Raw genomic sequence first — 20,908 nt, forward strand, 5'->3', positions numbered from 1 at the left:
CTGCCTCAATAAAAAATACGCTGAAGAGTGGCTGGTGCTCTTGGGCAAGCGGGACCGCCTGGCGCACAGGGTGCGGCGGAGGGGGATGCCGGACCAACCGAAAAAACAGGGCTCCACTTTACCCGCATACATGCCGAACGAACAGGCTGGCGCGTGCCTGGCTCAGCTGTGTCCCCTCCGGCTGGCCGGCAGGTAGAGGATCATCGTGGTGCCCTGGCCGACCAGGCTGTCGACGCGGATCGAACCCTTGCAGCCCTTGACGAAGCCATACACCTGGCTCAGCCCGAGTCCGGTACCCTTGCCGAAGCGCTTGGTGGTAAAGAACGGTTCGAAGATGCGTTCCAGCGTCGGCCCGTCGATACCGGGGCCGGAGTCGCTGATCGAGACTTCGACGAACTCGCCGTGCAGGTCATCCCACTCGCCGTGCAGTGTGCGGTTCTGCGCACGCAGGAGGATCACCCCGCCGTTTTCCATGGCGTCGCGGGCATTGAAGATCAGGTTGAGCAGCGCCAGCTCCAGCTGACTGGAGTCGACCTCGACCATGTGCAGCTGCTCGCCCAGCGCGATGTCCAGCTGGGTCTTTTTCGGCAGCGCCTGGGACAGGAAGCGGCGGGCCGAGACCAGGGTTTCGTTGAGGTCCACCGCCTGGTTGTCGGGATCGCGGCGCCGGGCGAAGGTCAGCAGGTGCCCGGTCAGCTGGCTGCCGCGCATGCCGGCATCGTGAATGCTTTCGAGCAGGCTGTTCAGGCGCTCCGGGCTCGGGTTGCGCAGGGCCATGGCCGAGGCGCCGATGATCACCGTGAGCAGGTTGTTGAAGTCATGCGCCATGCCGCCGGTAAGCTGGCCCAGGGCCTCCATTTTCTGCGCCTGGAACAGCTGGGCGCGCATGGTCTCCATGTGCAGTTGCGACTCGTGGCGTTCGGTCATGTCGCGGGTGATCTTGGCCAGGCCGATCACCGTGCCGTTCTCGTCGTAGATCGCATCGAGCACGCCGAGCGCCCAGAACTGCGTGCCGTCCTTGCGCAAGCGCCAGCCTTCGTTCTGTGAACGGCCTTCGCGGATGGCGGTTTCGATGAGCATCTGCGGCTTGCCGTTGATGCGGTCTTCGGGGGTGAAGAACATCGACAGGTGCTGGCCGATGGCTTCGTCGGCGCTGTAGCCCTTGATGTGCTGGGCGCCGGTGTTCCACGAGACGATGCGGCCGTCGGTATCGAGCATGTAGATCGCGTAATCCACCACGGCCTGCACCAGCAGTTCATAGCTGTGCTCGGTCAGGGCGCGGGATTTCAGCGGGGCGTTGGCGTGCATACGGCCACATTCTTGCGCTGCGGGATCATGGCTGGAGTGTAGAGCCTCGGCTGCTGGGAAAAATGAACCACTCGGCAGTTATACGACTGTGTTGTGCGCTTGCCAACCTGCTACACCGTAGAACGCTCAGGCACTAGGCAGCAGGAACGGCGCTTGGTTCAACCCGTTGTTGTGCGGGTGGTACGGTCGTCGGCTGTTGTGAATCTTTCCGCGACCGCTCAAGTCCACAGCCCTGACAGCCAATCAGTCAGGAGATGGACATGAGTACGCAACGCAAGACGCAGGCGCCCCGGGAAATCGACGACATTCAGGATCGCATGGGCTCGCTGGAGCAACTCGATTTCAGCGCGCGCAAAGACGAGCGCCAGGGGCGCATCGGCGATGAGCGGCCGCAGGCCGAGCAGGATCACGAATTCTCCGACCAGCGCGTGCGCGAAGCCGGGCTGAGTGGTGGCGAGACGCTGGGTGAAGGCGAGCACGAGGACGGCGTGAGCATGGACGACCTCAGTCCGGAAACCCTGCTCGACGAGAGTGGCGCTCGTTCACCACGTGAGCCGGGCGAGCGCGGCGCGCTGGACCAGGACCTGAGCATCGTCGATGGCGACCAGATTGGTGCCGGCGGCGGCCTCGATGAAGCCGAGTTGGCGCGGCGCGACCCGCTGGACGGCAAGCCCTGGGGCCGTGAGCCGCAGGGCCCGGATCTGGATGAGGAAGAGGACTGAGGGCGATTCCGCGCGTCGGCGTGTGGTGGGCGCGTTGCTATTTCAGCTCCCAGCGCCCGTCCACGCGATGTGCCAGGCCACGCTGGCCGAGTGATTCCAGGTAGCGCTGCATGCCTTTTTCGCCGCGCTTGCGGAACAGGCGGATACTGCGCGGCAGCAGGTTGGGGAAGAGCATCGCCAGGGCTGACAGCCATGACTCGCTGGCCTTGGGCGTGCGTTCCAGGCATGGACTGTCGAGCATGCGCAGCACCTGGTCGGCGACCGCTTCCGGCTGTTGCGGAGGGTCGATGAATTGCAGGGCGTTGCCACCTTCGATGGCCTCGCGTTGCAGCATCGGGGTTTCCGTCGCGGCCGGCAGAATCGAGCCGACCTTGATGCCCTTGTTCGCCAGGTCCAGGCCGATCGACAGCATGGCGCCACGCAGGCCGAACTTGCTGGCGCTGTAGATCGGCGATTCCGGCATGGGGAAGATGCCGCCGATGGACACCGTGGTGATCACCCGCGGATCGGCCGAGCGCTTGAGCAGCGGAATGGCCAGGCGCGTGAGGATCAGCGGCGAGATCAGGTTGATGTTCAGCTCGCCGACGATGCTCTCCACCGAGCGTTCGTCGAAGGCCTCGACGCGGGTGATCGCCGCATTGTTGATGAGGATGTCGAGACGGCCGAACTGCTGCTCGACCTGCTCGATGAGCCGTTGCAGGTCGGCGTGGTTGGCCAGGTCGGCGACTACCGCAGTGGCCTGCGGCCCCAGCCGCTCGAGGGCCTGGTCCAGGCGTTCGCGGTCGATGTCCACCAGCACCAGGCGCATGCCGCGCTGGATCAGCTTGGCGCAGATGGCCTGACCGATGCCGCCGGCCCCGCCGGTTATCACTACCACTTCATTCATGGTCGGTACTCGTTGAGAGCCAGGGCCGAGGCCACGGTTTTTCAAGCGGCTCCCGCGTAGGGTGCGCCAAGCGCACCGGGTGTCGCTGCGTGGTGGGCGCACCCTACGAGAGCAGCATTGGCGATTGCCTAGACGGCGGTTTCTACCGGCTTCAACGGCACGCCGGAGAAGCCCGCGTGCTTACGCAGCGCGGCGTAGTAGCCGTCGTCCAGCTCGCCCCAGGCGAAGCGCTGGCGCAGCTTGCGCAGCTGAGTCTTCAGCGCGTGCACTTCCAGGTACACCTCGTGGCGCTGCGACTGGATGAAGTTGATGCCGCCAGTAAGGTCCGGGTCGTCATGGGCGATCAGCTGCTCGAACTCGCGGGAGCGTTGGGGGCGCTGCAGCTGGTCGCGCAGGTAGCAGGCGACGGCGTGGGCTTCGTTGTCGAACAGCTTGTAGGCACTGGAGTTGGTTTCCAGGTAGCCGATGCCGAACAGGTTGTGGTGCTGGCGGCTGAAGATCGACAGGTACAGCTGCGGGCGTCCGCCCTTCCACTCGAAGTAGTCGGCGGCGTACTTGCAGCTCCACTTGTAGCCGGTGGCGTAGATCACCAGGTCCAGCGCTTCGCGGCGGCCATCCTTGAACACCACCTCGTCGCCCTCGTAGCGGGCCACGTCGGGGCGCGCCTCGATGTCGCCGTGCTGCAGGTAGTGCAGCAGCTGGGTGTTCATCAGCGGGTGGCTCTCGAACAGCTTGTGGTCGGGCTTGGGCAGGCCGAAACGGGTCACGTCGCCGTTGATCAGGCGCAGGATCAGGCTGAACACCGGACGCACCAACCAGATCGGCAGCTGTGGGCCTTTCTCGCTGACCTCGTCGGCGGGCAGGCCGAACAAGTGCTTGGGGATGAAGTGATAGCCGCGGCGCAGGCTGATGAAGGCCTTGCTGGCGTGGGTGGCGGCGTCGCAGGCGATGTCCGCGCCGGAGTTGCCGGCGCCAACGATCATCACCCGCTTGCCCTTGAATTCATCGGCCTGCTTGAAGGTCACCGAGTGGCGGATCTCGCCGTTGAACTGGCCTTCGATGGTCGGCATGTTCGGGTCCCAGTTGCAGCCGGTGGCGCACACCACGGCGCGGTAGCAACGCTGCTCGCCGCCGGCCAGGGTAACCAGCCAGCGGCCGTCGTCGCGCTTGAACACGTGCTCGACGGCGGTGTTGAAGCGGATGTTGTCGTAGAGGTCGAAGGCGCGGGCGAAGGCGCGGGCGTATTCGAGGATCTGCCGGTTGCTCGGGTAGTCCGGGAAGTGCTTGGGCATCGGGAAATCGAGGAAACCGGAGAGGTCACGCGAGGAGATGAAGTGCGCGGACTCGTACATCGGCGTGCCGGGGTTGCTGATGTCCCATACGCCGCCGACATCGCTGTGGCGCTCGAACTGTTCGTAGTGCAGGCCCTGGCGCTTCAGCGCGCGGGCCATGCACAGGCCGCCGGGGCCGCCGCCGATGATGCACACGGCGTCGCCGCAATCCTGGATGGTGATGTTCTCTGTGCTCACGGGGCTCTCCGCTCTCGGTGGTGGGCGATGGGCTCACGGTAGCCAAGGCGGGAAATGCTCAGCAGGGGCGCGATGGCCGCGAAAGGGGGCCGAAATGGACAGGTGTGGCTTCCTTCTTTTTTTGCAAGAGAGGGCTCGAAGAGTGGGGCGAGGTGCGTTCATGGCGCCGGGCGCAGTGTCGGAGAGTGCCTTGCGTTTGAGCGGCGCGGAGTGAAGTCGTAGCGGCGGAGCTTTTCCTTCTCCCTCCGGGAGAGGGTGCCCGAAGGGCGGGTGAGGGTAGATGGGCGCGTGGTCGCCAATCCTTCACCCCAGCTTCTCCCGGAGGGAGAGGGGGCAGTCAGGCCGGGTGGATCTGCCGGCGGGCTTCGCGTGGGGCCACGCCGGTCCAGCGTTTGAAGGCGCGGCGGAAGTTGCGCACATCGCTGAAGCCGGTTTCGCTGGCGACGTCGATCAGGCGGCTGTCGCGGTGGCTGAGCAGGGCCAGGGCCTTGGCCCGACGCAGGGCGTCGACGATGCCGTGGTAGGACAGCCCGGCATCGCCGATGCGCCGGCGCAAGGTGCGCTCGCCGAGGTTGAGCTGGCGCGCCAGGTCGGCCAGCGGCGGCGGGTTGCAGAGGTTCTTGCGGATCTCGCGCTGGATGGTCTCGATCAGGTCGGACGTGCCCTGTTCGTCCCAGCGCTCGCTGTCGAGCAGGGCGGCGATTTCGGCGGCGACGTAATCGTCGCGGGTCGGCAGCGGCAGCTCCAGCCAGCGGGCGTCGAAGCTGATGCGGTTGTGCCCGGCGCCGAAGCGCACCGGGCAGTCGAACAGCTCGGCATAGCGTTGCGCATGGGCCGGGCGCGGGTACTCCAGTTCTATGGCGTTGAGGTGCAGCGTCTCGCCGGAGAGGTGGCGGACGATGGCCTGGCAACTGGAAAAGGCTTCCTCCAGGTAGAACACCGCCACGTCCGGGTCGAAGAAGCGCGTGCTGGCGAAGATCAGGCACTTGTCGCCGCGCAGTTCCATTTCGTAGTCGAGCAGGGCGCCGGTACGACGCTGGTAGCGCAGGGCCAGGTCGAGTGCCTCACCGAGACTCGGGCTGGCGAGCATGGCCATGCCGACCAGGCCCCAGGACACCGCGGTCTGGCGGCTGCCGACCGCCAGCCCCAGGCCGCTGTCATCCAGGCTGTGCAGGGCGCGGCGCACCAGCAGGTAACTCTGCCGGTAAGACAGCCGATAGCCGGGCTTTTTCAGGTCATCCGGCTCGAAGCCCAGGCCGCGGCACAGGTGCGCCGGGTCACGCCCCAGCGCGGCGACGTGCTGCAGGAGAAAACGCGAGATCTGCGGCGGCGCCGAGGCCTCCGAGTAGCGCGGGTCGGCGATGGGTTTCATGGGCACGCTCCTGGCAGGAGGCTGTCATTCGGCGTCGAGAGCCTGGTTCTTTTCGTTATGTGGCGCCTCTTCGGGCGCCGTTTTCATAGGTAGCACGGGTGTTCGTCGCGGCGCCAGCCAGCAAGTGGTCTGGGGTGCGTCGCCTATCCGTAGGGTGCGCCGTGCGCACCTGGAGTTGTGCGTGGGCATCGGTGCGCATGGCGCGCCCTGCGGTTTCGTATTCTCTAGTAGGCGCCAAGCTCCGCTGCCTGTTCGCCGGCGGCATGGCTGGCGGCGGCGTTGGCCTGGTCCTTGGTCAGGCGCCGGCCTGCGATCAGACGTACCCACCAGGGCACCTGCTTCACCCGCCCGCCACCGAGCCGGGCCAGCACGTAGGCCATGGCGCACTTCTCGAACAGTTCGGCGTTGAACAGCATGCGGTTGCGGGTGACGCCGATGGCCAGCAGGCGCCCGTCGACCAGCCCGGCATTGCCGCCGCCGGCGAGCACGCCCGGCATCTGCGCGGCGTGGGCCGGCGCCCAGGAGCGGCCGATGTGCCGCGCCTGTTCGTCGAACACCGAGGGCATCGCTTCGCCCAGCGCGTCCAGTTGCAGGCTCCAGCGCGGGCTGAGGGTGGCCACGGCGCCGGCATCACCGCGCCGGTGGTAAACCTCGGCGTGCACGGCGCACAGGCCCGGCTCGGCGTCGGCCAATTCGACCTCGCGTGGCGCTTCGCCTTGGCTGAGAAACAGCAGGCGGCTGGTGCCCGGCAGGCGCAAGGAGAGCGCATCGCCGGGATGCAGGAAGCCCTTGGCGGTCAGGCGTTCGGCAGCCTGGAGCAGTACCTCGTGCATGTTCAGACCAGCCCGAACACATCGTCGAAGCGGTTCAGCGCCTCGTCGATGATCTCGTCGGTGTCGGCGGCGCTGGTGTACATGCGGCTGCCGGCCAGGGTCACCAGGCCGTGGGCCATGTAGGCGGCGCCCATCTCTTCCATCATGTGCTTGCGCGGGTTGACCTCGCGCAGCAGCTGGATCGGGTTGCGCACGTTGAGCAGCAGCACGCCGGAGGTTTGCAGGTGCACCACCGAGCCCTGGTTGTAGACCACGTAGGGCAGACCCCGGCGCTCGATGATCTGCCCCAGGCCGGCGGTCAAACGGTCGCCGGCCCGCCCGGCGACGGCCGCGGCGTTGCGTTTCTCCATCTCGATCAGGCTGTAGTAACCGGCCACGCAGGACAGCGGGTTGGCGGTCAGGGTGCCGCCGACGAAGGCGCGCTTGGTCTGTTTGCCGCCAATGCCGCCAGCCAGCAGCATCATCACCTCGCGCCGGCCGCCGATGCCGCCGGCCATGGGGTAGCCGCCGGTCAGGCACTTGCCGAAGATGGTCAGGTCCGGCAGCACGTTGAAGTAGCCCTGGGCACCGGACAGGCCGACGCGGAAGCCGCTGACCACTTCGTCGAAGATCAGCAGCGCGCCGAACTCGTCGCACAGCTTGCGCAGGTTGGCGTTGAAGTCCCTGTGTGCCGGGCGCGTGCCGCTTTCCGGGCCGAGCGGCTCGACGATGATCGCCGCCGTGCCGCCGCGCAGACGATTGAGCTGCAGGCGCCGACGCAGGGCGCCGAGGTCGTTGGGAAAACTCTCCTGCGTGTGGCTGGTGGCGCCGCTGGGAATGCCCACCGCCTCGCGCCGGCCGGTGCCGGGGATGCGCATGCCGTAGACCAGCTGGTCGCTCCAGCCGTGGTAGGCGCCGCCGATCTTGATCACCCATTTCTTGCCGGTGTAGGCGCGGGCCAGACGGATTGCGCCCATCACCGATTCGGTACCGGAGGCGAGCATGCGGAACATCTGCACCGAGGGCACGTGGCGGCAGACCAGTTCGGCCAGCTTGACCTCGTACTCGTGCAGCAGGCCGGTGACCGGGCCGCACTCGCGCAGGGTCTCGATGACCTTCTCCTGCACTACCGCATCGTTGCTGCCGAGCAGCGTCGGGCCGCCAGCCTGGAGAAAGTCGATGTAGCGGTTGCCGTCGATGTCTTCCAAGTGCGCGCCCCGGGCGCTCTTCATCGCCAGGGCGAAGGGGTAGTTGAATGCCAGGTTGTGCTGAATGCCGCCGGGGATGACCTGCGCGGCATTCAGCGCCAGCTGTTTGGAGGCGCGGCATTGGTTGTCGAAGTAGCCCAGCACCTTGTCCATGTTCTCGCGGCGGATCGGCCGGATCGGCTGCTTGATCAGCGCCTTGAGACGCGCATCGATGACGTCGGTGTCCGGCCAGTGGGAGATGCCGGAAGTGCGCGGGTCGGGCTGGGTGGAGGCGTTCATGGCGTTCTCTCTTCTAATCGTTCGGGCTAGGCGTTGAGCGCGGACAGGGCATGCTGGAAAGCCGGGTTGTCAGGTTGCTCGGCGAGAGCCCGCTGGAACCAGCGCACCGCCTCGCGTTCAAGTAGTTGCACCACGCGGCAGGCGTCGTCGAGGGTGCGGCCGACGCACACGGCGCCGTGGTTGCGCATCAGGTAGGCGTTGAGGTCGAAGCGCACCTGGCGGCTGACGTTACTCGCCAGCCAGCCGGTACCGGAGGGCGCGTAGCCACACACCGGTACGTCCCCGCCGATCACCTGGCGCGCGTCGGCGTCGCTGATCGGCAGCGCGCGGTCGAGCAGGGTGAAGGCGCTGGCCACCGGTTGATGGGTGTGCACGCTGGCCCAGCAGTCCGGGCGCGACCGGAGCATGCGCGCGTGCAGGCCACTTTCCACCGAAGGCTTGCCGGTGCCGGCGAGTTGCTTGAGGTCATCCAGGCGCAGCACGCAGATGTCGCCGGGCGCCATGGCGTAATAGTCGCTGGCCGACGGCGTGACGGCAAAGCGTTCGGCGTCGATGCGCAGCGCCAGGTTGCCGCCAACGCCAGCCAGGTAGCCCTGATCGGCGAGCTTCACCGCAGTGCGCACTACGGCCTCGCAGGCCTGTTCGAAGGTCATGACCTGGCTCCGTGCAGCGTGGCGTAGAACGGCGCCAGCGCCTTGTGCGCGGCGCGGAAGGTGGCGTAGCTGGCGGCGTAGCGCTCGCTGTTGGCGCGGCCCGGCTCGAACGAGCGGCGGATCGCCACGCGCTCGGCAATGTCGCTGAAGGTCATGGCGCCGATGCCGACCCCGGCGATGAAGGCCGCGCCTCGCGCATTGGCCTGGATCGGCTGCTGCGGCTGGTGCACGGTGACGCCCAACGTGTCGGCGAAGATCTGGCTCCAGACATCCGAACGCCCGCCCCCACCTACCAGGGTGATGGCCTCGGCCGGCTGGCCGATGAAGCCCTCGACCGCCTCCATCATCCAGCGTGTGTTCAGCGCCACGCCTTCGAGGAAGGCGCGCACCATGTCTTCGCGGGCGTGCTCCAGGCTCAGGTTGAGCAGGCCAGCGCGCAGATTGCCGTCGTCCACCGGGCTGCGCTCGCCCATCAGCCAGGGCAGGTAGAGCAGGCCGCGGGCGCCGGCTGGTACGCCGGCGGCGATCTCGTCGAGGATGCGGTACACGTCCGGACGCGCCTCGTCCTGCAGCAGGGCGTCCTTGGCGAACAGGATGCGGTCACGCAGGAAGCTCAGGTTGGCGCCTGCAGCGGACTGCATGGCCATCATCAGGTAGCGGTCGGTCAGGGCGCAGGGCACAGCGGCGATCTGCCGGAACACGTCGGTTTTCTTCTTCGCCACGTGGGCGCCGATCCATGACGAGGTGCCGACGTACAGGTGCAGGGCGTTGTCCGCGACGGCGCCGGAGCCGAGTGCAGCGGCGCTGTTGTCCACCGCGCCGGCGACCACCGGAATGCCGGCGGGCAGGCCGAGTTTTTCCGCCACCTGCGGGCGCAGCGTGCCGAGAATATCGCTGCAGCGCACCAGTTCCGGCAGCTGCTCGCGGCTCAGCCCGGCTAGGCGCAACAGGCCTTCGTCGTAGCGGATGTTGGCTGGGTCGCGGTTGTCGGTGACCCAGGTGGTCAGCGCCGAATCTACGGTGGCGGCGAGGCGGCCGGTCAGGCGCAGGTTGATGAAGTCGAGGACGTTGAGGAATTTGGCGGTGCGTGCGTACAGCTCGGGCAGCTCGTCGCGGATGAAGGCGATGTGGCCGAACGGGTCCTTGCCGGACAGCGCCGGCGCGCCGCCGGTCAGGTGCAGCCAGCGCCACAGCTTGAGCGGGTCGTAGCCGGCCACGCGCGGCAGGGTGCCACCGACCTGACGACGCACTGCGGCCTGGCCGCGCATGTCCATGTACAGCATGGCGCGGGCCAGCGGATTGCCGTCGCGGTCCACCGGCAGGGTCGCCTCACCCTGGCAGGAGCAGGCCACGGCGACGATGTTCGCGCGTGCCTCAGCATCGCCGAGCAGCACTTCGCTGGCGCTCTCCTCGAAGGCACGCCACCAGTCTTCCGGGCACTGCTCGACGCCGGCACCGGGCAGCACGTGGTTGGTCACGGCGCGGAAGGCGAAGGCGCGAACCTGGCCATCCAGGCCGACCAGGGCGGTCTTGCAGCCGGAGCTGCCGAGGTCGACGGCGAGCACCAGGCGGTCGTCGCGGCTCACTGCGGCGTATCCCCGGTGTGCGCACCGTGGAGGCGCCAAGCGCCCGTGGTGCGTGCGGCGCGCCCTGCAGTGGTGGTGTGGTTCTGGCTCTTTTGCATCGGCCCCTTTCCATTTTTTCAGAGTCGCGCTAAAACATAAGCATTGCTCATGTTTTCGAGAATGCTGTGGCCACCAAAACTTTGTCAAGCACCCCGGCGAAAGCCCGCACCCGCCGCGAACCGAAGCAGGAACGCAGCCAGGTGCGCTTCGAGGCGATCCTCAAGGTCGCCCTGGAACTGATCGCCGCACGCGGCTACGAGGCCGTGTCGATGCGCGAAATCGCCCGCGAGGCGGCGCTGCCGATTGCGTCCCTGTACCTGTATTTCCCGACCAAGCTGGCGATCGTCCAGGAAGTCTGGCAGCGCTACACCACCAGCGTGCGGGATCGTTTGCAGGCCGACCTGCAGCACATCGTCAGCCCAGGCAACGACGCCGATGCCGGGCTGATGATCGAGCGCCTGATCGACCTGATGGTGGAGATCCAGATCAGCCATCCGGGCTTCGTCGAGGTCTGGGGTTGCGTCACCGCCGCACCGGAACTGCGCGCGCTGAACAGCGCCGACACCCTGGCCACCGCCGCGATGATCGCCACCGCGATTCGCAGTGCTCATCCGCACACCGATGCCGAGCAGGTCGAAGGCCTGGCGCTGGTGCTGTGCGAGGCCGGCAGCTCGATCACCAAGCTGGCCCTGACCCTGGACGAACCGGAGCGTCAGCGCCGCCTGCAACAGCTCAAACGCACCTTGCACTTCATCTACAGCAACAGCCTGGCGGCCTTCGCCGCGGCGGGTGACGGGCGCGCGTAAAGCGCGGCTCGCTGCGGATGACAACGGTTTATCAAGGGCCTTTCCGGCGCCGTTTTTTGGCCGGTTGGGCCCCATGGAGGGTTTCACAAGTCGGCTAGTTTCGCGTCATCACCGCTAGGGGACAGCAGCATGTCGTATAACGAGAAAAGCAAGATAGCGCTGGCAATAGGGATGTGGCTCTGCTCGGTGCAGCAGGTCCAGGCCTTTCAGATCGACACCGGGCCGAACCTCACGACCTCGCTGGAAAGCGTGGCGGAGTTCACTTCGGTGTACCGCACGAGTTCGCCGGAGCGCATCGAGCAAGGCGGGCAGAACGTGTTCATCAACAACAACGATGGCAGCGAGTATTACGACAACGGGTTCGTGTCGAACGAATTCAAGCTGACCTCCGAGTTGCATGTGCGCACTGAACAGGACGGCCTGTTCATCCGCGGCACGGCTTGGTACGACACCCAGCTGATGGACCACGACCCCAGCGGCGACGGCTTCGACACGCACAACACCGACAGCGACGAGCATTATCCAGCCGACCTGAAAAACCGCGCCGGCAGTCGTGCGCGCCTACTCGACGCCTACCTGTACACCAACCGCTACATCGCCGAGCGGCCCGTCAGCCTGCGGCTCGGGCGCCAGGTGATCAACTGGGGCGAGGGCATTTTCTACGCCGACGGCATCAACGTGATAAACCCGGTCGACATCGGCCGCGTGGTGCTGCCCAACGCCAGCCTCAAGGATGCGTTGCTGCCGACCAACATGATCTCCGGCCAGTTCGGCCTGACTGACAGTTTGAACATTGAGGCCTTCTACGGTTTGGAGTGGAAGGGGCACGACCTGATTCCGACCGGTGCCTTCCTGAATAACCAAGACTATTTCGGCAAGGGCAGCAACGGTGTGCTGGTCGACCTGCGCGACGAGTTGGGCGGCCTGGCTGAGTTCGTGCCGGGGCTCAATGGCGTCGACGGCGTGGTTGCCGGTGCGCGCTACGGCCGCGAGCACGATGCCCGTGACGACGGCCAGTTCGGCGTCGCCATGCGCTACATGGTGGAGGAGTGGAACAACACCGAATTCAGCCTCTATTACATGAACTACCACAGCAAGGTGCCGTTCCTGCGCATCCAGAAAGGCCAGTCCTTTGCCTGCAGCAGCGGTGGCGGTGGCCGGTTCGCCACCCTCTGCGGGTTGGCCCAAGCGGTCGATCCAGGATCGGTGCCGCTGGTCGATGGTCTGGCCCTGCTCGACTCCACCTACTACGACTTCGTCTACCCGGAAGACATCCGCCTGTTCGGCTTCAGCGTCTCCGGCACCATCGGCGACACCAGCGTGGCCGGCGAGCTGGCCTACCGGCCCAACGCGCCGCTGGAACCGTCGATGACCTATGAGCTGGAACAGATGGCCGAAGGTGCCCTGGGCGCCGGCGGGGCCAGTGGCGGCAGTATCGACCTGGGTGAGTTCGGCGACGGCTCGGCCAACGACACGCGCCGCCGCATCGACCTGTACAAACGCCACGAGCTGTACACCGGTTCGGTCTCGACCATCCACACCTTCGGCCCGGTCGGCGGCCTCGACGACCTACTGATGCTCGCCGAGGTGGCGTTCAATCATGTGCCGGGCAGCCTGCTCGACTCGGCCAACTACGCCTACCTGGACTCCTTCGCCTGGGGCTACACGGTGAACTTCTCCGGGCTGATCCAGGACGTGCAGCCGAATGTCGACCTGATGCCGGCGATCACCTTCCGCCAGGACGTGTCCGGCACGTCGCCGGCGCTCAATGAAAACTTCGTCCAAGGGCGCAAGTCGGCGACCCTCGAGCTGGGCGCCAAGTACGGCCAGACGCTGACCGGCAAGCTCGGCTACACCTCGTTCTGGGGCGCGCGCAAGGACAACGCGCTGATCGACCGCGACCACGTTGCGCTCAACGTCTCCTACTCCTTCTGACGGCAGGAACCTTCATGACCAGAAATGCATTGCGTGTCCGTTCCGTTCTGCTTTCCCTCGGCCTGCTGCTGCCTCTGGCGGCCGAAGCCAAGGTCAGTGCCGAGCAGGCGGCCCAGCTCAATGGCAACCTCACGCCGTTCGGCGCCGAGCGCCAGGGCGATGCCGCCAAGGGCGTGCCGGAGTGGACGGGCGGCCTGACCCAGGCGCCTGCCGGTTATGCCGGGCCCGGCAGCTTCCACGTTGACCCGTTCGCCGACGAGAAGCCGCTGCGGGTGATCGATGCACAAAACCTGCAGGCCGATGCCGGCAACCTCAGCGAGGGCGTCAAGGCGCTGCTCAAGGCCTACCCGCAGACCTTCAAGGTGCCGGTCTACCCGAGCCACCGCAGCTTCGCCGCGCCGCAGGACATCTACCAGAACACCTTCACCAACGCGCAGAAGGCCGATCTCGACGGTGCCGGCTACGGCCTGGTGAATGCCTACGCGGGCATTCCGTTTCCGATCCCGGCCGATGGCCGCCAGGCGATCTGGAACCACATCGCGCGCTGGCAAGGCCGCTACATCGACGAGGTGGCGGTCACCGCGCAGGTCACCGCCAGCGGCGGTTACTCGCTGCTGCGCGAGCGTATCCAGCTGCTGTCCAACTACTACAACCCGAAGAAGGATGCCGGCAGCCTCGACAATATCCTCTACTACTTCGCCAGCGAGCTGCTGCCGCCGTCGCGTGACAATGGCCGTGCGCTGCTGGTCCACGAAACCATCGACCAGGTCGCCGCGCCGCGTTCGGCGTGGATCTACAACCCCGGCCAGCGCCGCGTGCGCCGCGCGCCGACCCTGGCCTACGACACACCGATCGACGGCATCTACGCCGACGACACCGATATGTACAACGGCGCCACCGACCGTTACGACTGGAAACTGGTCGGCAAGCAGACGCTGCTGGTGCCGTACCACAACTACGCCATGGAAAAGCAGGGCCGCGAAGTTGGCGAACTGGTCAAGCCAGGCCACCTCAACAGCGACCTGACGCGCTGGGAAATGCACCGCGTGTGGGTGGTCGAGGCCACGTTGCGCGAGGGTCAGCGCCATGTGCACGGCAAGCGCCGCTTCTATCTGGATGAGGACAGCTGGTACGCCCTGATCGTGGAAAACTACGACACCCGCGGCGAGCTGTGGCACGTCAACCTGGCCTTCACCAAGAACGCCTACGACGTGCCGGTGATCACCCCGGTGAACATCGTCTTCCATGACCTGATCGCCCACAGCTACACGGTGATCGGTCTGCGCAACAAGGAAAAGGCGCCGCGCCAGTTCCAGCTCACGCCGCCGCCGGACAGCTACTGGAAGCCTGCCAGCCTGCGCCGCAAGGGCACCCAGTAAGGCCGTGGCTGACGCCGTCGCCGCCCGCAGCGGGCGCGGCGGCGGGCGCGGCGGCGGGCGCGGCGGCGGGGCAAATGCGATTGCGGGGTGACGGACCCGGGCAAAACCCGCAAAATACCGCCAGTCCGGCTGCCAGCCAGCCTGTTCTTTCGCGACTGGAGTGACCCGTACCACCATGCGCATGCGCCTGATGCTGCTGGGCGGTGGCAATGCCCTGGGGCAGGCGCTGATCCGCCAGGGAGCCGAACACGACATCGGCTTTCTCGCCCCCCGCCCGCCCGAAGGTGGCTGGGATGTGGCCAGCCTCACCCAACTGCTCGATGACACCCGCCCCGAGGCGTTGATCAACCTCGCCTATTACTTCGACTGGTTCCAGGCGGAGAGCGTCGACGAGACGCGCTTCGCCCAGCAGGAGCGCGCGCTCGAGCGCCTGGCCGAACTCTGCCAGCACCACAACATCGTGCTGTTGCAGCCTTCCAGCTACCGCGTGTTCGATGGTTCGCGCGCCACCGCCTACAGCGAGAAGGACGAGCCGGTGCCGCTCGGCCTGCGCGGCCAGGCCCTGCGCCGTATCGAGCAGAGCGTGCGCGCGACCTGCCCACGGCATGTGCTGCTGCGCTTCGGTTGGCTGCTCGACGACAGCCCCGACGGCCTGCTCGGGCGCTTCCTGCGCCGGGCCGAGCTGGAGCAGGAGCTATCCATGGCCGACGACCGCCGCGGCAATCCGACCCTGGTCGACGATGCCGCGCGGGTAATCATCGCCGTGCTGCAGCAGCTCGATTGCCAGATCCCGCTGTGGGGCACCTACCATTACGGCGGCCACGAGGCGACCACGCCGCTGTCGCTGGGCCAGGCGATCATCAGCGAGGCGCGCCAGCTGCACAAACTGCAGGTGCTCGAGCTGCACGCGCAGGCCCATGCCGCCCGCCCGGACGCCGCCGACGAGCCGCAGCACGCGGTGCTGGCCTGCAAGAAGATCCTGCACACCTTCGGCATCAAGCCACGCGCCTGGCGCTCCGGCCTGCCGAGCCTTCTCGACCGTTTCTACCGCCATAGCTGAGGGCGCCATGTCTGATTCCCCGATCCTGATCACCGGCGGCGCCGGCTTCATCGGTTCGCACCTGGCCGATGCGCTGCTCGCTGCCGGTCATCGCGTGCGGGTGCTGGACAACCTTTCCACCGGTCGGCGCAGCAACCTGGCGCTGGCCGATGCGCGCCTGGAGCTGGTCGAGGGCGATGTCGCCGACGCCGCGCTGGTGCGCCGCGCCGTGGCCGGTTGTCGGGCCGTGGTGCACCTGGCGGCAGTGGCCTCGGTACAGGCCTCGGTGGACGATCCGGTGAGCACCCATCAGAGCAATTTCATCGGCACCCTCAACGTCTGCGAGGCGATGCGCGAGGCGGGCGTGCGTCGGGTGGTGTATGCCTCCAGCGCCGCGGTGTACGGCAACAACGGCGAGGGCGTGGCGGTCAGCGAGGACACGCCAAAGGCGCCGCTGACGCCCTACGCGGTGGACAAGCTGGCCAGCGAGCAGTACCTGGATTTCTACCGCCGCGCGCATGGCCTGGAGCCGGCGATCTTCCGCTTCTTCAATATCTACGGGCCGCGCCAGGATCCGTCTTCGCCGTACTCCGGGGTGATCAGCATCTTCGCCGAGCGCGCCCTGTCCGGCACGCCGATCGGCGTGTTCGGCGATGGCGAGCAGACCCGCGACTTTTTCTATATTGCCGATCTGGTGCCGCTGCTGCTGCAGGCGCTGAACCAGGCGCAGGTGCAACCGGGCGCAGTGAACGTCGGCCACAACCAGGCGATCAGCCTCAACCAGTTGCTCGCCGCGGTGCAGGCGGTACTCGGCAGCCTGCCGGCGATCAGCCACGGCGTGGCGCGGGCCGGTGACATCCGCCATTCGCGTGCGGACAACCGCCTGCTGCGCGAGCGCTTCACGCTGGCGGCCGCGACGCCGCTGGAAGTCGGCCTGGCCGGTTTGCTCGGCCGCTGAGGTCTGGCGTCGGCCGCTGCTGGCTTGAAGTGTTTGCTGCGAGTGGCGCACCTGAGGTGAAGTGATCGGCCAAGAAAAAGCCCCGCAATGCGGGGCTTTTTTGTTCGCCTGTCACCCTCGGGAGGGAGGAGAGGGTGAGGGGCGTCCAGCGGTGTTCGGCTTAGAACTTGTAGCCCAGGCCGACCATGTACACGAACGGATCGACGTCGACGTCGACCTTGACCTTGTCACCGCCGAAGTTGGTGGTGCCTTCGGTATCGATGTCGATGTAGCGAACCTGGGCGTTGACCATGATGTTGTCGGTCAGCATGTAGTCCATGCCCACCTGGGCGGCGAGGCCCCAGGAGTCCTTCATGTCCAGGCCGCTGAAGCCCTTGTCTTCAGCCGCGCTGCTGAGCTTGGTGTCGAAGAACCAGGTGTAGTTGATGCCGGCGCCGACATAGGGCTGGAAGGCGGACTTGGCGTCCAGCGGGTAGTAAACGACGCTCAGGGTCGGCGGCAGGTGCTTCAGCTCACCCAGTTTGCCGTTGAGGCCGGCGAAGGCGCCCGGCATGCCGGCAACGCCGACGTCATGGCTGAACGGGGTGGCGGCGAGCAGTTCGATGCCGACGTGGTTGGTGACCATGTAGGCGAAGTTCAGGCCCAGCTGGGTGTCGCTGTCCAGCGTGGCTTTGGTGCCGGCGACGTCGGTGGCGAGGGCGCCGACCCAGATGTCGCTGCTGTCTTCGTGCGGATCAACGGTGACAGCACCGGCACGGACGATGATGTCGCCGGCTTCGAAGGCGTGGGCCATGGGCGAAGCGATCGCCAGGGCGAGGAGGGAAGCGGTCAGCAGGGACTTGCGCATGAGGTGCTCCAATCAGGTTAGGACTTTTTGTTGGCTGAGGTAATTGTCAGCCGACCTGATGGGGGCACTTCTTGACCTGGCTCAATAGCCGGTGGGGTTAATGGCGGGTGCGGCAATCTGGCACAGGCCGCAGGGTTTGTGGCGTTTACACGCTGTCGGCATCGCAGGCCCATGCAGGGTGCGCCCTGCGCACCAGCGCCAGTCCGCGCGGCTCGCTGGGGCACCCGCTACAGGCGCTTACATCTCGTACGGGTAGATCTTCTCGGCGTCCATCTGGTAGCCGGCCTCGGCCAGTTCGCTGCTGACCTGGCCGACCTTGAGCGGTCCTTCGATCCAGAACGGCTGGTACAGCGCATCCATCAGCACGCCCAGTTCGCTGGTGACGTGGACGATCTGGTTCGACGGCGGTGGCGGCACGTGGATGCAGGCGCCGAAGTACGGCACCAGGAGGAACTCGGTGACGCGGCCTTCCTCGGTCACGTCCAGCGGCACGATGTAGCCGGGCAGCTTGACCTGCTTGCCGTCCAGCGCCTTGACCACCGGCGCCGCCGGCGATTGCTGCGCCGCGGCCGGGCCGCCTTCTGCGGCAAGGGCATCGGCCAGTTGCGAGAGGTCGTGCACCGGCGCCTGCTGTTGCGGTTGCGGCGGTGCGTCCGCCGGGATCATCTCGCTCCAGGTCAGCGTCTGCGGCTCGGCGGCCAGCAGCGGCGCGGTCGACAACGAAGTGATGCCGGACACCAGCACCGCGAACAACAGACCACGCATGACTACCTCACAGGCGAATCGACAGGCCATCGGCCAGGGACTGCCGATAGGCGCGCCAGGCCGGCACGCTGCCCATCAGCAAAGCGGCGCCCAGAATAGCGCCGAGCAGCGTCCACTCATAGCGGCTCGGCAACGCCAGCGGCAGGTACAAGCCGTAGTTGGCCTGCACGTAACCCTGGCTGATGGCGATGGCCAGGTACAGCAGGGCCAGTCCCAGCAGCGCGCCGGCCAGGGCCAGGGCGAAGGCTTCCAGCACCAGCAGGCTGGCGACGTGCCAGGGCCGCGCGCCGACCGAACGGAGGATGGCCATCTCGCGGCGGCGTTCGTTGAGGCTGGTGAGGATCGCCGTGAGCATGCCGATCAAGCCGGTCAGCACGACGAACAGCGAGACCACGAACAGCGCTTTCTCTGCCGTGCCCATCAGGCTCCACAGCTCCTGCAGGGCGACGCCGGGCAGCACCGCGAGCAGCGGCTCGCCACGGAATTCGTTGACCTCGCGCTGCACGGCAAAGGTGGCGATTTTGCTCTTCAGGCCCAGCAGCACGGCGGTGATCGCCTTGGGTTGCAAGTGCAGCTCGCGCGCCTGCTCGGCCGAGACCTTGCCCGCGCCGCGTGCCGGCACGCCGTTCTGCCAGTCGACGTGCAGCGCTTCCATGCCTTCCAGGGAGATGTGCAGGGTGCGGTCAACCGGCGTACCTGTGCGGGCGAGGATGCCGCTGACCACGAAGGGCTTGTCGTCGTGCTGCTGCAGGCTGACGGCGGCCACGCCGTGGGCGAGGACGATCTTGTCGCCGAGTTTGTAGTTCAGCGCCTCAGCCACTTCGGCACCCAGCACCACCTCGAACAGATCGGCGAAGGGCTTGCCCTGGGCCAGTTGCAGGGCTTGCCCGCGGCCGTAGTGGTAGTGCGCGAAATAGTTGTCGTTGGTGCCCATCACCCGGTAGCCGCGGTGCGAGTCGCCGAGGGAAATCGGGATCGCCCATTTCACCTGGCGATGCCTGGCCAGGGTTTCGAAGCTGTCCCAGCGGATGTTGTTGGTGGCGTTGCCGATGCGAAACACCGAGTACAGCAGCAGGTTCACCGAGCCGGAGCGCGCGCCGACGATCAGGTCGGTGCCGCTGATGGTGCTGGCGAAACTGGCGCGCGCCTCGGTACGCACGCGTTCGACGGCGAGCAGCAGGCACACCGACAGGGCGATGGCGAATACCGTGAGCAGGGCAGTGAAGCGGCGGTTGGCGAGGCTCGCCAGGGCGATGCGGATCAGGTGCATGTCAGGCTTCCTGCGGGCGCGCGGCGCGGTTCAGGTCGAGCAGCGACAGGCTGCGGTCGAACAGCGGCGCCAGGCTCTGGTCGTGGCTGACGAACAGCAGGCTGGCACCGGCCTCGCGGCATTCGGCGAACAGCAGCTGGAGGAAGGCCTCGCGAGCGTCGTGGTCAAGGGCCGAGGTCGGCTCGTCGGCGATCACCAGTTCCGGCTGGCCGATCAGCGCGCGGGCGGCGGCCACGCGTTGCTGTTGGCCGATCGACAGCGAATCGGCACGGCGCTCCAGCAGGCTGGCGGGCAGACCGAGGTGGGCGAGCAGCGCGGCGGCGGCCTGGTCGACACTGCCATGGCGCTGGCTGGCGCGTTGGGCGCGGCTTTTCGAGAAGCGACAGGGCAGCTCGACGTTCTCGCGCACCGAGAGAAACGGCAGCAGGTTGAACTGCTGGAAAATGTAGCCGGTGTGGTCGACCCGAAAGCGATCACGCGCCCCGGCCGACAGCGTCGCCAAGTCCTGACCGAGCAGGCGTACCTGGCCGCGGCCGGGTTTCTGCACGCCGCCGAGCAGGCCGAGCAGGGTGGTCTTGCCGCTGCCGCTGGGGCCCTTGAGGAACAGGCTTTCACCCTGTTGCAGGGTAAAGGCGGGGATGTCCAGCAGCTCGGCCTGGCTGGGCCAGGCGAAGCCGAGGTCGGAGAGTTCGATCAGTGCGTTGGGCATGGCGGACCGGGATTCGGGGAAGGTCGACAGGATAAGGCGTTTGCGCGCGGGTCGGGAGCGTGTGGTGGGCCGCTGCGCGAGGCAGCGGCCCGTGGGGATCAGAACGTCAGGGTCGGTTGCGCCTTGCTCAGCTCGGCGCCTTGCTGGCCGCTGCGGCCAATCAGTTGCACGGCGACCTTTTCGGTGGCCGGGAACTGGCGCAGCAGGGTGGTCAGGTCCAGCGTTTCGAGGGCGTCCGGGTTGCTGCAGGTCAGGCGGTAGGCGGCATCGATGTCGCTGTGTTCGTGGTCATGCGCGGCATGCTCCGCGTGGTCGTCCTCGTCGTGCGCATGGGCGTTGCCGAACAGCGGGCTTTGCAGCTCGACCTCGGTGACGCTGCAGCCGGCGGCGGCGGGCAGGGCGAACAGTTGCAGGGGCTTTTCCAGGCGGGCACGGGCGGCGGCGACGCTGGCCTTGTCCGATTCGCTGCTGGCGGCGTGTTCGAAGCCGACAATGTTCATCGCCGGGCTTTCCAGCTGGATTTCCAGGGTCTGGCCGTCCAGCGCTACGTTCAGTGACGCCACGCCGTGCTCGTGGGCACCGAGGCTGCCGTGTTCCTCGCCGTGGTCGTGGGCATGCTCGTGCGCATGGTCATGATCGTGGGATTGCGCCTGGGCAACGGCCAGTGGCAGCAGGGCGAACGGCAGGGCGAGCAGGATACGGCGCATGGATGGGGCTCCAGTGGATAATTTGATGGTTATGTTATAACGCTTTTTTGATCAGGAAAGCCAGCCCTGTTTGGCGTCACGCCGGTGCCGTGGCAGCAT

Annotated in this window: 19 protein-coding genes; 6 read left to right on the plus strand and 13 right to left on the minus strand. The window is 66.8% G+C overall.

What is annotated here, in order from left to right:
• Positions 1 to 162: 162 nt before the first annotated feature.
• Positions 163 to 1,308, minus strand: a complete 1,146-nt coding sequence (locus tag IB229_RS19865) for a two-component system sensor histidine kinase NtrB (protein ID WP_192331671.1) — start codon at positions 1,306 to 1,308, stop codon at positions 163 to 165.
• Positions 1,309 to 1,568: 260 nt separating this feature from the next.
• Between IB229_RS19865 and IB229_RS19870 the strand changes: the two genes are divergently transcribed.
• On the plus strand, positions 1,569 to 2,030 hold the full coding sequence (locus IB229_RS19870; protein ID WP_192331672.1) for a phosphotransferase system, HPr-related protein: 462 nt from the start codon (positions 1,569 to 1,571) through the stop codon (positions 2,028 to 2,030).
• 37 nt (positions 2,031 to 2,067) lie between these two features.
• Here IB229_RS19870 and IB229_RS19875 read toward each other — a convergent pair whose 3' ends face one another.
• The 7 genes from IB229_RS19875 to IB229_RS19905 all read right to left on the minus strand — a co-directional run bounded on the left by IB229_RS19875 (position 2,068) and on the right by IB229_RS19905 (position 10,355).
• Positions 2,068 to 2,916, minus strand: a complete 849-nt coding sequence (locus tag IB229_RS19875) for an SDR family NAD(P)-dependent oxidoreductase (RefSeq protein WP_192331673.1) — start codon at positions 2,914 to 2,916, stop codon at positions 2,068 to 2,070.
• Positions 2,917 to 3,044: 128 nt separating this feature from the next.
• A complete protein-coding gene (locus tag IB229_RS19880) occupies positions 3,045 to 4,445 on the minus strand; it encodes a flavin-containing monooxygenase (protein WP_192331674.1) in 1,401 nt (466 codons plus the stop codon).
• A 337-nt stretch (positions 4,446 to 4,782) separates the two neighbouring features.
• On the minus strand, positions 4,783 to 5,817 hold the full coding sequence (locus IB229_RS19885) for an AraC family transcriptional regulator (protein WP_192331675.1): 1,035 nt from the start codon (positions 5,815 to 5,817) through the stop codon (positions 4,783 to 4,785).
• A 224-nt stretch (positions 5,818 to 6,041) separates the two neighbouring features.
• Complete coding sequence (locus tag IB229_RS19890; RefSeq protein ID WP_192331676.1) at positions 6,042 to 6,650, minus strand: hypothetical protein; 609 nt, start codon at positions 6,648 to 6,650, stop codon at positions 6,042 to 6,044.
• Positions 6,651 to 6,652: 2 nt separating this feature from the next.
• Complete coding sequence (locus tag IB229_RS19895) at positions 6,653 to 8,116, minus strand: aspartate aminotransferase family protein (RefSeq protein WP_192331677.1); 1,464 nt, start codon at positions 8,114 to 8,116, stop codon at positions 6,653 to 6,655.
• Positions 8,117 to 8,142: 26 nt separating this feature from the next.
• Complete coding sequence (locus IB229_RS19900) at positions 8,143 to 8,769, minus strand: class II aldolase/adducin family protein (protein ID WP_192331678.1); 627 nt, start codon at positions 8,767 to 8,769, stop codon at positions 8,143 to 8,145.
• Entirely contained in the window at positions 8,766 to 10,355 is a 1,590-nt protein-coding gene (locus IB229_RS19905; RefSeq protein ID WP_318652127.1) for an FGGY-family carbohydrate kinase, read from the minus strand. Before IB229_RS19905 ends, IB229_RS19900 begins: the two co-directional genes overlap by 4 nt.
• 164 nt (positions 10,356 to 10,519) lie before the next feature.
• On the opposite strand from IB229_RS19905, the gene IB229_RS19910 reads away from it, so the two are divergent.
• The 5 genes from IB229_RS19910 to IB229_RS19930 all read left to right on the plus strand — a co-directional run bounded on the left by IB229_RS19910 (position 10,520) and on the right by IB229_RS19930 (position 16,511).
• Positions 10,520 to 11,200, plus strand: coding sequence for a TetR family transcriptional regulator (locus IB229_RS19910; RefSeq protein ID WP_192331679.1), 681 nt, complete (start codon positions 10,520 to 10,522; stop codon positions 11,198 to 11,200).
• A gap of 129 nt (positions 11,201 to 11,329) precedes the next feature.
• Positions 11,330 to 13,135: a DUF1302 domain-containing protein gene (locus tag IB229_RS19915; protein ID WP_192331680.1), complete on the plus strand. Its 1,806-nt coding sequence runs from the start codon at positions 11,330 to 11,332 to the stop codon at positions 13,133 to 13,135.
• Positions 13,136 to 13,149: 14 nt separating this feature from the next.
• Positions 13,150 to 14,514, plus strand: a complete 1,365-nt coding sequence (locus tag IB229_RS19920; protein WP_192331681.1) for a DUF1329 domain-containing protein — start codon at positions 13,150 to 13,152, stop codon at positions 14,512 to 14,514.
• Between the two features lie 175 nt (positions 14,515 to 14,689).
• Positions 14,690 to 15,574: a sugar nucleotide-binding protein gene (locus IB229_RS19925; protein WP_192332022.1), complete on the plus strand. Its 885-nt coding sequence runs from the start codon at positions 14,690 to 14,692 to the stop codon at positions 15,572 to 15,574.
• A gap of 7 nt (positions 15,575 to 15,581) precedes the next feature.
• The gene (locus IB229_RS19930; RefSeq protein ID WP_192331682.1) at positions 15,582 to 16,511 is read left to right on the plus strand and encodes an NAD-dependent epimerase/dehydratase family protein; all 930 of its coding nucleotides are present in this window, start codon (positions 15,582 to 15,584) and stop codon (positions 16,509 to 16,511) included.
• A 160-nt stretch (positions 16,512 to 16,671) separates the two neighbouring features.
• Here IB229_RS19930 and IB229_RS19935 read toward each other — a convergent pair whose 3' ends face one another.
• From IB229_RS19935 to IB229_RS19955, 5 genes are all read right to left on the minus strand, one after another.
• Complete coding sequence (locus tag IB229_RS19935) at positions 16,672 to 17,358, minus strand: OmpW/AlkL family protein (RefSeq protein ID WP_192331683.1); 687 nt, start codon at positions 17,356 to 17,358, stop codon at positions 16,672 to 16,674.
• A 237-nt stretch (positions 17,359 to 17,595) separates the two neighbouring features.
• Positions 17,596 to 18,123, minus strand: a complete 528-nt coding sequence (locus tag IB229_RS19940) for a DUF3299 domain-containing protein (RefSeq protein WP_192331684.1) — start codon at positions 18,121 to 18,123, stop codon at positions 17,596 to 17,598.
• Positions 18,124 to 18,130: 7 nt separating this feature from the next.
• Complete coding sequence (locus IB229_RS19945; RefSeq protein ID WP_192331685.1) at positions 18,131 to 19,393, minus strand: ABC transporter permease; 1,263 nt, start codon at positions 19,391 to 19,393, stop codon at positions 18,131 to 18,133.
• A gap of 1 nt (position 19,394) precedes the next feature.
• Positions 19,395 to 20,102, minus strand: coding sequence for an ABC transporter ATP-binding protein (locus IB229_RS19950; RefSeq protein ID WP_192331686.1), 708 nt, complete (start codon positions 20,100 to 20,102; stop codon positions 19,395 to 19,397).
• A gap of 98 nt (positions 20,103 to 20,200) precedes the next feature.
• Positions 20,201 to 20,809 (minus strand): DUF2796 domain-containing protein, encoded by a 609-nt coding sequence (locus IB229_RS19955; RefSeq protein ID WP_192331687.1) that lies wholly within the window; start codon positions 20,807 to 20,809, stop codon positions 20,201 to 20,203.
• Positions 20,810 to 20,908: the final 99 nt, after the last annotated feature.

The organism is Pseudomonas sp. PDM14 (genome assembly GCF_014851905.1).
Taxonomy (GTDB): domain Bacteria; phylum Pseudomonadota; class Gammaproteobacteria; order Pseudomonadales; family Pseudomonadaceae; genus Aquipseudomonas.

Excerpts from the sequence above, each read along its gene's own strand:
- IB229_RS19865 (WP_192331671.1), bottom strand. The coding sequence starts at position 1,308 with ATGCACGCCAACGCCCCGCTGAAATCCCGCGCCCTGACCGAGCACAGC.
- IB229_RS19870 (WP_192331672.1), top strand. The coding sequence starts at position 1,569 with ATGAGTACGCAACGCAAGACGCAGGCGCCCCGGGAAATCGACGACATT.
- IB229_RS19875 (WP_192331673.1), bottom strand. The coding sequence starts at position 2,916 with ATGAATGAAGTGGTAGTGATAACCGGCGGGGCCGGCGGCATCGGTCAG.
- IB229_RS19885 (WP_192331675.1), bottom strand. The coding sequence starts at position 5,817 with ATGAAACCCATCGCCGACCCGCGCTACTCGGAGGCCTCGGCGCCGCCG.
- IB229_RS19890 (WP_192331676.1), bottom strand. The coding sequence starts at position 6,650 with ATGCACGAGGTACTGCTCCAGGCTGCCGAACGCCTGACCGCCAAGGGC.
- IB229_RS19895 (WP_192331677.1), bottom strand. The coding sequence starts at position 8,116 with ATGAACGCCTCCACCCAGCCCGACCCGCGCACTTCCGGCATCTCCCAC.
- IB229_RS19900 (WP_192331678.1), bottom strand. The coding sequence starts at position 8,769 with ATGACCTTCGAACAGGCCTGCGAGGCCGTAGTGCGCACTGCGGTGAAG.
- IB229_RS19915 (WP_192331680.1), top strand. The coding sequence starts at position 11,330 with ATGTCGTATAACGAGAAAAGCAAGATAGCGCTGGCAATAGGGATGTGG.
- IB229_RS19920 (WP_192331681.1), top strand. The coding sequence starts at position 13,150 with ATGACCAGAAATGCATTGCGTGTCCGTTCCGTTCTGCTTTCCCTCGGC.
- IB229_RS19925 (WP_192332022.1), top strand. The coding sequence starts at position 14,690 with ATGCGCATGCGCCTGATGCTGCTGGGCGGTGGCAATGCCCTGGGGCAG.
- IB229_RS19930 (WP_192331682.1), top strand. The coding sequence starts at position 15,582 with ATGTCTGATTCCCCGATCCTGATCACCGGCGGCGCCGGCTTCATCGGT.
- IB229_RS19935 (WP_192331683.1), bottom strand. The coding sequence starts at position 17,358 with ATGCGCAAGTCCCTGCTGACCGCTTCCCTCCTCGCCCTGGCGATCGCT.
- IB229_RS19940 (WP_192331684.1), bottom strand. The coding sequence starts at position 18,123 with ATGCGTGGTCTGTTGTTCGCGGTGCTGGTGTCCGGCATCACTTCGTTG.
- IB229_RS19945 (WP_192331685.1), bottom strand. The coding sequence starts at position 19,393 with ATGCACCTGATCCGCATCGCCCTGGCGAGCCTCGCCAACCGCCGCTTC.
- IB229_RS19950 (WP_192331686.1), bottom strand. The coding sequence starts at position 20,102 with ATGCCCAACGCACTGATCGAACTCTCCGACCTCGGCTTCGCCTGGCCC.
- IB229_RS19955 (WP_192331687.1), bottom strand. The coding sequence starts at position 20,809 with ATGCGCCGTATCCTGCTCGCCCTGCCGTTCGCCCTGCTGCCACTGGCC.